Source organism: Ewingella sp. AOP8-B2-18, from assembly GCF_052376015.1.
Classification (GTDB): domain Bacteria; phylum Pseudomonadota; class Gammaproteobacteria; order Enterobacterales; family Enterobacteriaceae; genus Ewingella; species Ewingella allii.
The window spans coordinates 152,328-166,725 of record NZ_JBQSVB010000003.1 but is presented as its reverse complement, the minus strand read 5'-3'; the positions used below and the strand labels follow the sequence as shown (position 1 = coordinate 166,725).

General features: G+C 55.6%; 18 protein-coding genes. 10 read left to right on the top strand and 8 right to left on the bottom strand.

Annotated features, from left to right (window positions below; genetic code table 11):
• Positions 1-78 precede the first annotated feature (78 nt).
• From ACT3RR_RS08630 to ACT3RR_RS08620, 3 genes are read left to right on the top strand one after another with little or no spacing between them, the layout of a single operon-like run.
• Entirely contained in the window at positions 79-900 is an 822-nt protein-coding gene (locus tag ACT3RR_RS08630; RefSeq protein ID WP_496200116.1) for a transporter substrate-binding domain-containing protein, read from the top strand.
• Between the two features lie 3 nt (positions 901-903).
• Positions 904-1,752, top strand: coding sequence for an amino acid ABC transporter permease (locus ACT3RR_RS08625; protein ID WP_034793230.1), 849 nt, complete (start codon positions 904-906; stop codon positions 1,750-1,752).
• A gap of 42 nt (positions 1,753-1,794) precedes the next feature.
• The gene (locus tag ACT3RR_RS08620; protein ID WP_496200115.1) at positions 1,795-2,934 is read left to right on the top strand and encodes an aminotransferase class I/II-fold pyridoxal phosphate-dependent enzyme; all 1,140 of its coding nucleotides are present in this window, start codon (positions 1,795-1,797) and stop codon (positions 2,932-2,934) included.
• A gap of 81 nt (positions 2,935-3,015) precedes the next feature.
• Here ACT3RR_RS08620 and ACT3RR_RS08615 read toward each other — a convergent pair whose 3' ends face one another.
• From ACT3RR_RS08615 to ACT3RR_RS08605, 3 genes are all read right to left on the bottom strand, one after another.
• A complete protein-coding gene (locus ACT3RR_RS08615) occupies positions 3,016-3,309 on the bottom strand; it encodes a pentapeptide MXKDX repeat protein (RefSeq protein ID WP_353503412.1) in 294 nt (97 codons plus the stop codon).
• A gap of 201 nt (positions 3,310-3,510) precedes the next feature.
• The gene (locus ACT3RR_RS08610) at positions 3,511-4,314 is read right to left on the bottom strand and encodes a molybdopterin-dependent oxidoreductase (RefSeq protein ID WP_496200114.1); all 804 of its coding nucleotides are present in this window, start codon (positions 4,312-4,314) and stop codon (positions 3,511-3,513) included.
• Positions 4,315-4,323: 9 nt separating this feature from the next.
• Complete coding sequence (locus ACT3RR_RS08605; RefSeq protein WP_496200113.1) at positions 4,324-4,965, bottom strand: cytochrome b/b6 domain-containing protein; 642 nt, start codon at positions 4,963-4,965, stop codon at positions 4,324-4,326.
• Positions 4,966-5,115: 150 nt separating this feature from the next.
• Here ACT3RR_RS08605 and ACT3RR_RS08600 point away from each other — a divergent pair, with 150 nt between their 5' ends.
• Positions 5,116-5,838 carry a response regulator transcription factor gene (locus ACT3RR_RS08600; RefSeq protein WP_353503415.1) on the top strand — a complete coding sequence of 241 codons (723 nt, stop codon included), beginning with the start codon at positions 5,116-5,118 and terminating at the stop codon, positions 5,836-5,838.
• Positions 5,839-5,841: 3 nt separating this feature from the next.
• Positions 5,842-7,308 carry a sensor histidine kinase gene (locus ACT3RR_RS08595; RefSeq protein ID WP_486032818.1) on the top strand — a complete coding sequence of 489 codons (1,467 nt, stop codon included), beginning with the start codon at positions 5,842-5,844 and terminating at the stop codon, positions 7,306-7,308.
• On the opposite strand, the gene ACT3RR_RS08590 is transcribed toward ACT3RR_RS08595, so the two are convergent.
• Positions 7,305-8,192, bottom strand: a complete 888-nt coding sequence (locus tag ACT3RR_RS08590) for a LysR family transcriptional regulator (protein ID WP_353503417.1) — start codon at positions 8,190-8,192, stop codon at positions 7,305-7,307. The two genes, ACT3RR_RS08595 and ACT3RR_RS08590, sit on opposite strands and share 4 nt — an antisense overlap.
• 116 nt (positions 8,193-8,308) lie before the next feature.
• On the opposite strand from ACT3RR_RS08590, the gene ACT3RR_RS08585 reads away from it, so the two are divergent.
• The gene (locus tag ACT3RR_RS08585) at positions 8,309-9,817 is read left to right on the top strand and encodes an MFS transporter (RefSeq protein WP_496200112.1); all 1,509 of its coding nucleotides are present in this window, start codon (positions 8,309-8,311) and stop codon (positions 9,815-9,817) included.
• On the opposite strand, the gene ACT3RR_RS08580 is transcribed toward ACT3RR_RS08585, so the two are convergent.
• From ACT3RR_RS08580 to ACT3RR_RS08565, 4 genes are all read right to left on the bottom strand, one after another.
• On the bottom strand, positions 9,814-10,164 hold the full coding sequence (locus tag ACT3RR_RS08580) for a helix-turn-helix domain-containing transcriptional regulator (protein WP_353503419.1): 351 nt from the start codon (positions 10,162-10,164) through the stop codon (positions 9,814-9,816). The two genes, ACT3RR_RS08585 and ACT3RR_RS08580, sit on opposite strands and share 4 nt — an antisense overlap.
• A 4-nt stretch (positions 10,165-10,168) precedes the next feature.
• Positions 10,169-10,492, bottom strand: a complete 324-nt coding sequence (locus ACT3RR_RS08575) for a type II toxin-antitoxin system RelE/ParE family toxin (RefSeq protein ID WP_353503420.1) — start codon at positions 10,490-10,492, stop codon at positions 10,169-10,171.
• 67 nt (positions 10,493-10,559) lie between these two features.
• Positions 10,560-11,363, bottom strand: a complete 804-nt coding sequence (locus ACT3RR_RS08570) for a YdcF family protein (protein WP_496200111.1) — start codon at positions 11,361-11,363, stop codon at positions 10,560-10,562.
• 344 nt (positions 11,364-11,707) lie between these two features.
• Positions 11,708-11,884, bottom strand: a complete 177-nt coding sequence (locus ACT3RR_RS08565) for a hypothetical protein (RefSeq protein ID WP_353503422.1) — start codon at positions 11,882-11,884, stop codon at positions 11,708-11,710.
• Here ACT3RR_RS08565 and ACT3RR_RS08560 point away from each other — a divergent pair.
• From ACT3RR_RS08560 to ACT3RR_RS08545, 4 genes are all read left to right on the top strand, one after another.
• Positions 11,883-12,434 (top strand): Csu type fimbrial protein, encoded by a 552-nt coding sequence (locus ACT3RR_RS08560; RefSeq protein WP_353503423.1) that lies wholly within the window; start codon positions 11,883-11,885, stop codon positions 12,432-12,434. The genes ACT3RR_RS08565 and ACT3RR_RS08560 overlap by 2 nt on opposite strands.
• A gap of 63 nt (positions 12,435-12,497) precedes the next feature.
• Positions 12,498-13,016 carry a Csu type fimbrial protein gene (locus ACT3RR_RS08555; RefSeq protein ID WP_353503424.1) on the top strand — a complete coding sequence of 173 codons (519 nt, stop codon included), beginning with the start codon at positions 12,498-12,500 and terminating at the stop codon, positions 13,014-13,016.
• A gap of 12 nt (positions 13,017-13,028) precedes the next feature.
• A complete protein-coding gene (locus ACT3RR_RS08550) occupies positions 13,029-13,571 on the top strand; it encodes a Csu type fimbrial protein (protein WP_496200110.1) in 543 nt (180 codons plus the stop codon).
• 18 nt (positions 13,572-13,589) lie between these two features.
• Positions 13,590-14,387 carry a fimbrial biogenesis chaperone gene (locus ACT3RR_RS08545; RefSeq protein ID WP_496200109.1) on the top strand — a complete coding sequence of 266 codons (798 nt, stop codon included), beginning with the start codon at positions 13,590-13,592 and terminating at the stop codon, positions 14,385-14,387.
• Positions 14,388-14,398: the final 11 nt, after the last annotated feature.

The following is a 14,398-nucleotide window of genomic DNA, read 5'->3' as shown; positions in this document are numbered from 1 at the left end:
GGACATCTATACGTCCAAAACGTAATCTGACAATCTATTAACATTCATCCACTCAGGTTATGTAAGGAAAGCCACGTCATGCGCCTATCCGCTCTGGTTGCCACTCTGCTTGCCACTACGCTTTTTTCTACTGTTACCCACGCTGGCGCGACCTTAGATCGCGTCACTAAAACCGGCGTGCTGCGCAATGTGATTGTTAATGACTACCCGCCATTTGGCTTTATCGATGATAACAACCAGCTGGCGGGTTTTGACGTGGATGTCGCTAAAGCCGTGGCTGCACGCATGGGTGTGAAGGCAGAAATCACCGCGCCGGGCTGGGAAACCATTATTGGCGGCAATTGGCGCGGGCGCTGGGATACCTGTATTTGCTCGATGACGCCAAACACCGAGCGCGCCAAAGTGCTCGACTTCCCGACGCCTTATTACAGCTCTCCGGCGGTGCTGGTGGTGAATAAGAAAGACGATCACATTAAGTCAGCCGCCGATCTGAGCAACAGAAAAGTCGGCATCGGCATGGGTTCCAGCTACGAAACTTACCTGCAAAAAACGCTGGTGATCCCCGGCGCGAAACCCATCGATTTCCCCTTCAATAATGTTCAGGCCATTCCGAGTGACGAAGAAGTGGCTTTCCAGAATTTAGCCTTGGGGCCGGGCGTGCGTCTTGACGCCATCGTCTCCGACCTTGCCACTGCCAATTCGCGCATCAAACGTAACCCTGATTTGTTTAAAATCGTCACCGAGCTGTACGCCGAGCCTAACTGGGTCGCTACCGACAAGGGCGATCCTGAGTGGGATAAGAAAGTGGCGGATACCATAAAATCACTGCGCGACGACGGCACTTTGGCGAAGATTTCTCAGCACTGGCTGGGCGAAGACATCACCAAAGAGGAGCCGTAACGGATGGCGCAGCTCCCTGACGTGAAACCTATCGTGGCGGAAAAATCTAACCCGGCGCTGGCCGATGCCAGCCTGTCGGCCACGCCGCGCGCCTTCAAAATTAAAACGCTGATCACCTGGCTGGTGCTGCTTAGCCTGCTGTTCAGCCTGTTCGGCAAGATGGGGCTACAGTGGGATTTGATTGAGCAGAAGTTGCCGTTCCTGCTCGGCCTGCGCCTGTCGCCGGACGGCTTTATTCAGGGCGCGGCGCTAACCCTGCTGATCACCGCCTGTTCAATGTTTTTCTGCCTATTATTGGGGTTAATCACCGCATTAGGGCGCATGTCAGATAACGCCGTGGCCTTTGGCTGCGCGACTTTCTATGCCTCGCTGTTTCGCGGTACCCCGCTGCTGGTGCAGGTGTTAATCATCTATCTGGCGCTGCCGCAGGCCGGGATTGTGCTGGGCGCGCTCAGCTCGGGGATTATCGCGCTGTCGCTGAACTACGGTGCTTATCTGGCAGAAACCATTCGCAGCGGCGTGCTCTCCGTGCCGCGCGGGCAGAAAGAGGCCGCGATGGCGCTCGGGCTGTCGCCGTGGACCGTCGCGGTACACGTCACCGCGCCACAGGCCCTGCGCATCATCATTCCGCCTGCCGGTTCGATGTTTATTTCCATGCTGAAAGACTCGTCATTGGTGTCGCTGATGGGCCTGTGGGAGCTGAATTTCCTTGCGCAGTCTTACGGGCGCAGCACCTATCGCTATATGGAAATGCTGGCGACAGCCGCCGCGATTTACTGGATTATGTCGATTGTGTTCGAGCTGATCCAAAGCCGCCTCGAGCGCCGTTTTGGCCAAGGCTATCGCCGCTAAACATCACCCTTAAACACGGTCTAACATCGTTGCAGGTACGCCATGTCGCGCTTTCCACAAGATTTCCGTTTAATCTCCTATTTGTCGAAGCTAGAGCACGCGGTGCGTTTCCCGCTCTCCTCGTCTTACCCTGAGTCCATGAGCATCGAGCAGCTGTTCGCCCTTGCCGGGGAGCAGCACCGCCAGCCGGTGCTTGAGGCGATCCTCGACTACCCGCCATTGCGCGGTACGCCTGAGTTGCTTGAGGCGATTGCCTCGACCTACGACCAGGCCACGGCGGAAAATATTATTAGCTTTGCCGGTGCCGATGAGGCGATTTACGCCAGCTTCCACGCGCTGCTGGACGCCGACGATCACGCCATTGTCATCACGCCGAACTACCAGTCTTTGGAGAGCGTGGCGATGTCGCGCTGCGCAGTGAGCGGCGTGGCGCTGAACGCCGACCAAGGCTGGGCGCTGGACGTGGCGGATATTCGCGCTGCCCTGCGCCCTAACACTAAGGCGCTGGTGATTAACTTCCCGCATAACCCGACCGGCGCGCTGATCGGCCGCCAGCAGCTAGACGAACTGGTTGAACTGTGCCGCGAGCGCGGTATCTGGCTGTTTTCTGACGAAGTTTATCGGCTGACCGAGTTTGATATCGCCGACCGTCTGCCACAGGTGGCGGACATTTATGAGCGCGGCATTTCTCTGAATGTCACCTCAAAAGCCTATGGCCTGCCCGGCCTGCGCATTGGCTGGGTGGCCTGTCAGGACGCGGAATGGCTGCTGAAGCTGGAACGCATGAAGCAGTATTTATCCATCTGCAACTCCCTGCCGGGCGAGATGCTGACCACCATCGCGCTCAATGCCCGCGAGGCCATTCTACAACGCGTGATGCAACGCTCCCGCGAGCAGCTAGGCCAGTTGACCGACTTTTTGGCGCGCTATCCGCAGCTTTTCGAGCTGGCTCCCCCGAAAGCCGGAGTGCTGGCCTTCGTGCGTTATAAAGGGCCGGAGGGAGCGGAGCAGTTCGCCACGCGTCTGGTGGAGGAAACCGGCGTGATGACCATTCCATCCGTGACCTATGCGTCTGAATTAACGGCCGTTTCAGAAGATTTTCTGCGTATCGGCTTTGGCCGAGCGAATCTGAGTAAAGCGCTGGAAGTGTGGGGCGAATGGCTGGATAAACCGAAGCAGTAAAAAAAGCCAAGCCCGCCGGAGAACGGCGGGCCGAGATGAAACGCTCAGACATAGGAGAGCGGTATCATGTTAGACGCGGACTTACTGGCTCATCGCGTCTTTTTTCATGCCATCTTTACCCATTGAATCTTTGCTCATGGAATCTTTACCCATGCTGTCTTTTTTCATGTGATCTTTAGACATACAGTCTTTGCCCATCGAATCTTTCCCCATGGAATCTTTGCCCATAGCGTCTTTACCCATGCTGTCTTTCTTCATGCAGTCGTGGGACATCTTGCCCATGGTGTCTTTAGACATAGAGTCAGCAGCCTGAGTCACGCCAGCGAAACCCATCATTACGGTAGAGAACATCAGAACAGTCATCAGCTTTTTCATGGTATTTCCTTTTTTAAAGTAGTTGCACAGTTGTGCAGGTAAGGTTCGCGTTCAACTTCTTATTAATTAACTCGGGCCGAAGGCCGTTATTGTTGCAGCCAGTTTGGACACGGCCAGCGCGGAAAAACCGGAGCGTACACGTAGTACGTGAGGATTTTGAGCACTGCCCGGGTCCAAAATGGCAAATAAAATAGGCCTTTTTTAACTCCCGCCGTACCAGTTGTAGCCTTGATCCTCCCAATAACCTCCGGTGAACTTATTGGTAATTTCAATCACTTCAATATGCTTTGGATTCTTGTAGCCAAGCTTGGTTGGCATACGCAATTTCATCGGGAAACCGTATTTACGCGGCAGGATTTGCCCGTCGTAAGTCAGCGCCAGCAGGGTCTGCGGGTGCAGCGCGGTTGCCATGTCGATACTGGTGTAATACTCGTCAGCACACTTAAAGCTGACATACTCCGCCGTCAGGTCGGCGCCAATCAGGCGCAGGAAATCGCCAAACGGCACCCCGCCCCATTTACCAATTGCGCTCCAGCCTTCGACGCAGATGTGACGAGTGACCTGACTGACCTGCGCCATTTGGTACAGCGTCGCCAGTGACCATTCGCGTTTATCCAGCGCCAGCCCGGCGATTTTCAGGCGATAGGCATTGCCATCTACCTCGGGGGCGTCGTCCTCGGCGTAAAACGCGTTGAACGGGAAAGGCCGGGTTATCATCGATTCGGCATAAACCGGGGCCAGTCGGGTCGAGCCAAAAAGCCAGCCCTGCACCCGGTCATTAAAGGTGGAGACGGTATTCAAAGCTTTCTCAACCCCGGCGTTATCGCTGATATCGCAGCCGGTCAGCATCGCCATACCGCCCAGCGTCAGCCCTTGCTGCAAAAAACGACGGCGCGATGGGGCGTCGAGGTGGCGAATAATCTGTTTCTGCGCCTCCTGCACGATGACCTGAGTGTCTGAAGGCGTGAAAATCTGCTTGATGTTCTTTTTAAAAATGTTCTTCATGACCTTTCCTCAGCGTCCGCGCAGCATCGCCAGCAGGGTTTTCGGCACCAGCGCCACCATCATCAAATGCACGGCAACAAATCCCACCAGCGAAGCCATCGCAAAGAAATGCACCACGCGAGCCGTGTCAAAACCCCCCAGCAACTCTCTGAGCAGGGGAAACTGCACCGACTTCCACACCACCAGCCCTGACAGCACCAGCACGATGCCGTCGAGCATCACGAAGACATAGGCCGCGCGCTGCACCATGTTGTAGTGACGCAAGTCGGCATGAGCCAGCTTGCCGCGTAGCGCCGCGCTTAAGTCTCGCAGCACGCCTCTTGGGGTCAGCGGCCAGAATTTACGCTTCATTCGGCCGGTGGCAATATTCATCAGCAGGTAAAACACGCCGTTAAAGCCGAACAGCCACATACCGGCGAAGTGCCACTGTAGGCCGCCGCCCAGCCAACCGCCGAGCGTCAGGCTGCGGGAAAATTCAAAATCAAACAGTGGCGAGGCGTTATAAATTTGCCAACCGCTGGTAACCATAATCAGCACTGCCAACGCATTCAGCCAGTGGCACAGACGCAGCCACAATGGGTGGACAATCTCTGGCTTGGCCTGGTTTTTCTGCGGCTCACTCTGCGGTGAAAAGTCGGTATGTAGCGTCATGTTTATGTTTCTCACTCGCCCTGTCGATGAAGCCAGTATTGAGCGGATTTGTTCCCCAAGACCTCACGCAAAGTTAAATAAAATGTGATAACTCTGAGTAAGCCGCTTGTGTAGACTGCTACTCATACCCTCCCCGCAGGCTCGACAGAGATGGAAAAACCCAAAAAGATTTTGATCGTGGAAGACGACAGCAACATCGCCGAGCTGCTCAATCTGCATTTACGCGATGAAGGCTATGAGATAACCCACGCCGCCGATGGCAATCTGGGCGTAGCGCATTTAGAGAAAGGGGGCTGGGACGCGCTGATTCTGGACCTGATGCTGCCCGGCGTTGACGGGCTAGAGATTTGCCGCCGCGCCCGCAACATGACGCGCTACACGCCGATCATCATCATCAGCGCCCGTTCCAGCGAAGTGCATCGCGTGCTGGGGCTGGAGCTGGGGGCCGACGACTATCTGGCGAAACCCTTCTCTATGCTGGAGCTGGTGGCGCGAGTCAAAGCGCTGTTCCGCCGTCAGGAAGCCATGAGCCGCAATATGAAGATGGACGCCGGGACCCTGAGCTTCTCCGGGTTAGTCATTGACCCTATTGCCCGCGAAGTGGCGTTGAACCAGCAGACGGTGGAACTGACGCCGCGCGAGTTCGACCTGCTCTACTTCTTCGCCAAAAATCCCGGCAAGGTGTTCTCGCGCCTGAGCCTGCTCAATCAGGTGTGGGGCTATCAGCACGAGGGTTATGAACACACGGTGAATACCCATATCAACCGACTGCGCATCAAGATTGAGAGCAACCCGGCTGAGCCAGAGCGCATCCTGACCGTCTGGGGAAAAGGCTATAAATTCACGTCGTCAGCGGAAGACGCGCAAGGATAAATCATGAGTAAAATGACGCTTTCGCAACGACTCACCCTGGTTTTTATTCTGCTGCTGGTGGCCTGCTCGCTGATTTCCGGCGTGATGCAGGTACGCTCGAGCGACAGATTCAGTCAGGCGACGATTCAACGTTTGTCTGCCAATCTAGCCACGCAGATTGCCGCCAATAACCCGCTGCTGAGCCAAAACGGGTTAGATCCTAACGCGGTACATAACCTTTTTAATCAGCTGATGGCGGTGAACCCGAGCGTCGAGGTTTATCTGCTCGACAGCGAAGGTGATATCGTCGGCAACGCCGCCCCTGCGGGAAAATTGCTGCGCCAGAAGATAGATTTAACCCCGGTGCACGAGCTGCTTAACGGCAAAACCATGCCGGTATATGGCGACAACCCGCGCACCACCGACCAGCGGCAGGTGTTTAGCGCCGCGCCGCTGACGTCCAATGGCGTGCTCAAAGGCTATGTCTACATTGTGCTGCAGGGCGACGACTACCGGGCGTTGGCCAGTAAGGCGGAGTTCCAGTCGGCCATTTATATGGCACTGCGATCCATGGGGATGGTGGTGCTGTTTGGCCTGCTGGCCGGGGCGCTGGCTTTCCGCTGGGTGACTCGCCCGGTGCGTAAACTCACCGCGCAAATCGCCACGCTGGACGATGGCGGCATGGAGGCGATTCAGGCTCTGGCCAAAACCCAGCCGCCGGTCGGCCAGCCGAAAGATGAAGTGGCGCAGCTGCAACAGGCGTTTGTCGGGCTGGCAAAACGCATTGATCAGCAGTGGCAGAGTCTGACTGCGCAGGACCAACAGCGCCGCGAGTTTATCGCTAATATTTCCCACGACCTGCGCACCCCGCTGACCTCGCTGCACGGCTATCTGGAAACCTTGTCGATGAAGGCCGACCGCCTGAGCAGCGACGAGCGCCAGCGCTATCTCGACATCGCCCTCGCCCAGAGCCGCAAGGTGGGGCGTCTGGCGCAGGAGCTGTTCGAGCTGGCAAGGCTGGAATATGGCGTGGTGAAGCCGCAGAAAGAGCCGTTCTCACTGTGCGAACTGGTGCAGGACGTGTTCCAGAAATTCGAACTCGCCGCCGAAGCGCGCGGCCAGAAACTCAATGCCGACATCATGCCGGATATTCCGCTAGTGAATGCCGACCTGGGGATGATTGAACGGGTGCTGACCAACCTGCTAGACAACGCCCTGCGCCACACGCCGGAGGGCGGCACCATCAATGTCCGCCTGTGGAAACAGGCCCATGAAGTGATGGTGCAGGTGAATGACAGCGGGCCTGGCATTGCGCCAGAGTTAAAGGCCAACCTGTTTGTGCGGCCTTCGATTCTCAGCACCAATAAGCACCGCGCGGGTGGCCTCGGGCTGATGATTGTGCGCCGCATTTTGCAACTGCACGGCAGCGATATTGAACTGCTCGACCAGCCACACAGCGGCGCCAGCTTCCAGTTCGCGGTGCCGATTTAGTCGGCCACCAAGATCTGTTTCTCCGTCAGGAAATCGATAAACACGCGGACCTTGGGCAACATATGACGACTGCTTGGCCAGACAATGGAAAACTTGCCGTCGTCATATAAATAGTCATTGAGAACGGATTTCAGCACCCCGGTTTTGAGCTGTTCGCGCACCAGAAACTCGGGAATATAGGCAATGCCGACGCCGTGTAGCACGGCCTGAATCAGTGCCTCGAGGTTGTTACTGCTCACCACCACCGGCAGCTCTAGCGCCATGTCACTGCGGATATCCCACGGCTGGATCTGCCCGCTGCCCGGAAAACGGTAGCGCAGGCAGGCGTGCCGGGCCAAGTCCCGCGGGCTATGGGGTTCGGGGTTTCTGGCAAAATAGTCCTGGCTGCCGACGATAACAAAATGGAAAGGCCCGAGGCGGCGCGACATCAATTGCGAGGTCGGCAGTTCGCCGCTGCGCACCGCGACGTCGATACCTTCGGCAATCAGGTCTACCATGCGATCGCTGAAGTCCAGCTCCAGCTCAACCTGCGGATAACACTGCATAAATTCCGCCAAGTGCGGCAACAGCATGCGATAGCCAATCGCCGGCATGCTCACCCGCAACTTACCGCGCGGCTCGGCCGAAACCCGCGATAACTCCTGCTCGGCCTCCTCCATCTGCGCCACGATTTGCTGACAACGCTCGAAAAATAGCTGGCCTTCGTCAGTCAGGCTAATGCGCCGCGTGCTGCGGTTAAACAGCCGCACGCCGAGCTTTGCCTCCAGCCGCGCCACGCTTTTACCTATCGCCGAAGCCGAGATCCCCATGATCTCGCCCGCCGCCGCGAAGCTTTGATGCTGCGCCGCACGCACGAATGCCAACATGCCGTTTAGGTTTTCCATCTTCACTCCGCGAGGTAATTAGAGCTATTTTGTCCGCAATCTACGGACTTTAAGCCCATTTCGGCAAAATTGCAGACATTTTATCATCCTTGGACTATTCATCTTCGGAGAAAGCCATGAGTCCATCTAACCAAACCAAGAGCGGCCAGCTAAGCGTGTTGTTTACCGTCTGCCTGGCAGCGCTGATTTTGCCACTCAACTTTGTCAGCGGCGCGGTAGCAACCCCGGCGATTGCCCGCGAGCTGGGCGGCAGCGCGCAGGCGCTAAGCTGGATAACCAACGCCTTTATGCTCAGCTTCGGCTGCTTTTTGATGGCGGCGGGCACCCTGGCCGATGAGTTTGGCCGCAAAAAAGTGTTTGTGATTGGTGTCGCGGGCTTTGCCCTGCTCTCTTTGTTGCAAAGCTTTAGCAGCAGCCTGCTGTGGATTGATCTACTGCGCGGCGCGCAGGGTGTGGCGGCGGCGGCCGCACTGGCAGGAGGCTCGGCGGCTTTGGCGCAAGAGTTTGATGGCCCGGCGCGCACCCGCGCATTCAGCCTGCTCGGCACCAGTTTTGGCGTCGGCCTGGCCTTTGGGCCTTTTCTGGCGGGCCTGCTAATAGCCCACCTCGGCTGGCGCTCGGTATTTATTTCCGCCACGGTGATTGCCCTGCTGGCCCTGTTAACCGGCGCGTCGAGAATGCATGAGTCGCGCAACCCTAACGCCACCGGCATCGACTGGCCCGGCACGTTGACCTTCACTTCGATGCTGGCTTTACTGACCTGGGCGCTGATGGCTATTCCGCAATATGGCCTGCAAAGCCCGCAAGTGCTGGGTTTGCTGGCTGGCGCCGCACTGCTGCTAGCGCTGTTTATCTGGGTTGAGCTGCGCGTGCGCAACCCGATGCTCGACCTGTCGCTGTTCCGCTTCCCGCGTTTTATTGGCGTTCAGGCACTGCCGCTGGCTACCGGATTCTGTTTTGTGGTGCTGCTGGTCATTCTGCCGATGCAGTTTATCGGCATCATGCAGATGAGCGAGGAGCAGGCCGGGTTAATGATGATGGCGCTCTCCCTGCCGATGCTGGCCGTGCCGCTGATTGCCGCCAGCCTGACGCGCTGGATCAGCCCCGGCCTTTTATGCAGCGCGGGTTTGCTGGTCGCCACCCTTGGGCTGTGGTGGTTAAGCCTTGCCGTCGAGGCGCAAAACGCTGGGCAGATGATCCTGCCGATGCTGGTGATTGGTTTGGGGGTTGGCGTGCCTTGGGGATTGATGGACGGGCTGTCGGTCAGCGTGGTTCCCAAGGAGCGCGCGGGCATGGCGACGGGGATTTTCAGCACCACCCGCGTGGCGGGCGAAGGGCTTTCGCTGGCAACCGTCGGCGCCCTTCTCGCCGCTTTCGCACAGGGTGGATTGAGCCAGCACTTCTCAGGCCCGAGCTTAAGTGACGCCAGCCAGCGTCTGGCAACCGGCGATTTAACCCAGGCCCTCCGCCTGCTGCCGCAGGCCAGCGCCTCCCAACTGCAACAGATTTATGCCGCCGCCCTGCATCACGTCCTGCTCAGTCTGGCGGCGATCACCCTGCTGTCTGCCGTCGTGGTGATGGTGGCGATGGCGGGGAAAGAGACAATGGCGGAACAACCCACTTAATTAGCATGTTGCGCGGGGGTCAGTCTGACTCCCGCCGCTCGAGTGATTTCAGTTAGCGTACCGATGGTTGGATTGCCATTTTCAGACAGCGCCTTGTAGATATGTTGCCGCGTGATGCCGGATTTTTTAGCGATTTCGGTGACGCCGCCGCGAGCTTCAATGACGCGACGCAGTGCGGTGAGAAAGGCCGCCACGCCGCCAACTTCATAGATCTCTTCTAAAGCTGTCTGAAGATAAATTTCGGCATAGGCGGGATCGGCACGAAGTGTAGCAATGATCTCCGCATCACGGCTGACTGATGGCGGTACTGCCTCTGGGGCAACTGCCGTTTTTTTGTTTGAAACCATGATTTTACCTCGTCTGATAATCAGCTAAGTATTTCACTGCTTTATCGATATCTGCGTTTTGGTTCTTCTTCGTTCCACCCGCGAGAAGTAAGATGATTTTTCCGTTCTCTATCGAGTAATAAATCCGGTATCCCGCCGCATAATCGATCTTAATCTCCCATACCCCATCGCGCTCAAATTTATGCACACCAAAGTTACCGGCCTGAGCACGGTCCAAGGCAACGTCAATTTTTGCCGCGGCGCGAAGATCCTTCTTCCTGAGTTTATCCATCCAAATTTTGAACGGCTGTTTCTTGTTTCTATCCTGATAATGTTCAGTTGTGTACATCCCTGTCCCCATCACTAAACCTGACGGGATTGTCTCTTATAAAAGACAAAACTACAACTAACTGTATTTAAAACGACCGATCCCCATGACTTTCCCCCAATAGAGGGAGCAGTCGCGCGTAGGCTGCTTCCAATTCGGGGGAGATGTCGACGGCGGCGATAAAGTCTTTGCCGCGCGGGCCGTAGCCTTGCGGATCGTTGCGCAGGCGCGGGATCTCGCCCAATAGCAGCGAAGCGAAGCGCGGCCATGACCACAGGCTGTGCCGCGTTTCGCCAGCGTACTGGGGTTCTTCTGCCAGCTTATCGAGCTGGGGCACGAAGGTCGGCCAGTTGATGAATTCCACCTCTGGCCGGTCCTGCCAGACCTTGCGGAAGCTGGCGTCGGTGCGCCGCTGCATCAGCGGATCTTGCGTCAGGATAATGCGCGATGAGCCGCCACCCGCCAGATCCAACACCCGTCGGGCCTGAGCGGCGTTGTCGCCGCAGTTAGTTGAACGCGTCTCCAACAGGAGTTTGGCTGGCTCAATGGCGAAGAAATTGATGGCGATATCTTGCAGTATTTCCGCCTCGCTGCGCCCTTTGGTGGCAATGGACGCGTACCTTGGATGATTTTTTACCGCCTGATAAAGCAACTCGGTCGAATGACCAATCCCTCCCGCGATCAGAATTTTACTCACAGCACCGCTGGCGAGCGCGGCAAAAGCGCCCTCGGCGACCGGCAAAATTGCGTTGCCAAGCAGGATAAGTAAAGGTGCCTGAAAGCGCGCCAGCTCGCTGGGAGAAGCCCCCTCTGTTTGATCAAAAGCTAAAAATTGCGCCAGTGCATTAATGTCAGCCAGTCGACTGGCTGGATACGATTCAGCTAAGGGCATAAAACTCTCGTCTGGTGATAAAAAGGGCAAGTTCTGATGTTATCAGAAAGTAAAAGTTAACGATAAACAGCTGAATTACTGATGTTTAGGTCAGTAAAGACATCAAAATCCATAAAAATATTTGCAGTAAATTAGGATTACATAAATCAAATTAGCGTTATCAAGAAGAATTTAAATCCACATTAATTTAATTATAAGAATTAAATCCCAAAACCTTATTAATTTCAGCATTTTTGAGCTTTTTGCTAAAAGTGCTAAAAACTTCTCCTTAAGTTAAATTTATTAACTTATATTTAACTCAACTATAAGAAACTTCTCATGATTCAAAAGAAAGATTTGCTCATTTATTCATCATAAACACTGAAAAACTCAGTGATAAATCTCCAAAAGTGAGATGCCAGCAAAGCTTTGACCTGATGACTTTTTCCTTTTTTTTCTGTTGTTGCCGCCAGAGAAATTACACATGCAAACGCCTTTGCATGCACATACAGCATGAGTTCGTTGTTATTGGGAGTCATCATGGACGTCAAAAATCAATCATTACTGGGTTTAATCACTGCGGCATTACTCACCCTTCCTCTGGGTGCGCAGGCAGCAGGCACACTGACAGGTCAGGTCGGTGTTCAACTGATCATCAGCACTGGTTGTACTGTTGGTAACGGCTCCACTTCAGGCGGCACCAACCAGTGGGGTACTTTGAACTTTGGTAACTACGCCGATTTAACCAGCATTATCAATGGTACGGTCACTGGCACCAACGGCAGCGCGGTCACTATCACCTGTAGTACAGGCCTGACACCAACACTTTCACTCAATGGCGGGCTGGCAGCAACTGGCGCAGTGCGCGCAATGACCTTTGATGCCAACAAAATCTCCTATCGCCTCTATTCTGATGCAGCGCGTACTACTGAGATTGGCATCAATACGCCGATCACCCTAACCACAGGAACTACCGCGCAGAATATCCCGATCTATGGCCGCGTGTTACCTGGCGACCAAACGGGCGCTGGCGGCACAACTCCTCCGGCTGGAACCTATAACGATACCGTCGTCGCCACGATTTCCTGGTAATAGCTTAATGAGTCAGGGCCGCTTTCGGCCCTGAACCTACTGCCATTCAAGGAAGGAAAGACCATGGATATCAAGGCGCTGTTGTTGCTGCCCTTTCGCTGTATGCTCCTGATGCCCGCTCTACTGCCAACCAGTCATGCGGCAACGATTGGCGTCACGGCGACGCTGCTTCCTGCCTGTAGCGCAGGGACAACCACTGGCGGTTCAACCACTTACGGCACCTTGAGCTTTGGCAATTATGCCAGTCTGAGCAACATTATCAGCGCCACTAGCGCCCAGCTGGCGGGCTCGATTCGCGTCAATTGTATCAACGGCCTGAGCTACAAAATCCTGATGGACGGCGGCAACAGTGGCAATGTGAACAGCCGCAATATGGTCAATACCAGCAACGCCGCGCTGAAGGTACTTTATAACCTCTATACCAGCGCGACTTTTGCCACTATTTGGGACAACACCACCGGCCTGAGCGACGTCGGCAATGGTGCCGATCAGTGGCATACCGTTTATGGACGAGTGCCGGTACAAACCACGCCAGCCGCGGGCACCTATCAAGACACGGTCAATGTTACGGTCAGTTGGTAACGGAGGCCTACTATGATCAGTAGGTCTTCAACCCCTTATCACCTACTGCTGCTGATCTGCGTTTTGGCTTACCCCAAGGCTCAGGCGGCAACGGCAAACTCATCTTTTACCGTCAACGCCACCATTGTCAGCGGCTGCGCCTTTGGTAACTCGCTGGCGACGCCAATCACCAACCTCGGCACCATCAATTTTGGCTCGATGTCTTCCATTCCCAGCAATGTTGATGTCGTCAGCACCAGCGGCGCGGGCAGTATTGTCGTCACCTGCACTACCGGCGCCAATGTGACGATTGCTATCGATTACGGCGTCAATGGCGGAACGGCATCAGGCCGTTTCATGGCGAACACCAGCAATGCGGCCCAAAAGTTGGGCTATCAGCTGTATCAAGATTCGGGACGAAGCCAAGTGTGGGGAACCGGCACGCTGGCGCGGACCATCAGCAACTTCCCGGCCACCACCCAAACCTATCCGGTGTATGCACGATTATTTGCCGTGACCCCATTACCCTCAGCGGGAACCTATAGCGATACGGTCACAGTTACCTTAACTTATTGAATCATCAGGAAATGAACTATGTATCGAACTTTATTACGCGCACTGATTAGTTTGCTTTCACTGAGCCTGTTTTTGGTGGCGGCTCCTGGCTGGGCCGCCAGTTCGGTACTGGTGTGGCCGGTGTATCAAATCATCGAGTCTGACCAAAACGGCTCAGCGCTGTGGTTGGAAAACCGGGGCGCAGCGCCAGTTTCCCTGCAAGTCCGCGTGCTGGCGTGGAAACAGGAAAATTTCAACGAGCGCTATGCGGATCAGAATGACGTGGTCGCCAGCCCGCCCTTCGCCACCGTCGCTCCCGGCCAACGCCAGCTGATTCGTTTGATTCGCAACACCCCCGTTCCGGCTAATACCGAAAAAGCGTTTCGCATCATCATCGACGAAATTCCTTCGCCATTGCAGCCTTCCGAGCAGGGTAAAGAAAAAGCCGTGGTCGGTTTGCAGCTGCAAATGCGCTATTTGCTGCCGCTATTCCTTGACGGCGAAGGCATCTGGACCAACGAACGCGCGGATATCAAACGCAATCTGGCGGATGCCACCAAGCCAGTTCTCAAATGGAGCATTGAGAGCGGCGGCGGTAAGTCTTTCCTGAGAATTCGCAATACTGGCGTGGTTCACGCCCGCCTGAGCAACGTCTTCTGGTCAATGACCGGCGACGCCAAACGCGGCGTCAAAGCCATGACCACCGGCTTTATGGGCTATGTGTTGCCGGGGCAAGAGATGCGATGGCCGGTGCCTGCGGGCGTGATCCCCGGCGGGCAGCTCAATGCGCAAATCGCTGATAACGCTGAACCTATTGTGATCCCGCGCGGCGAATAATGCCGGAGCCG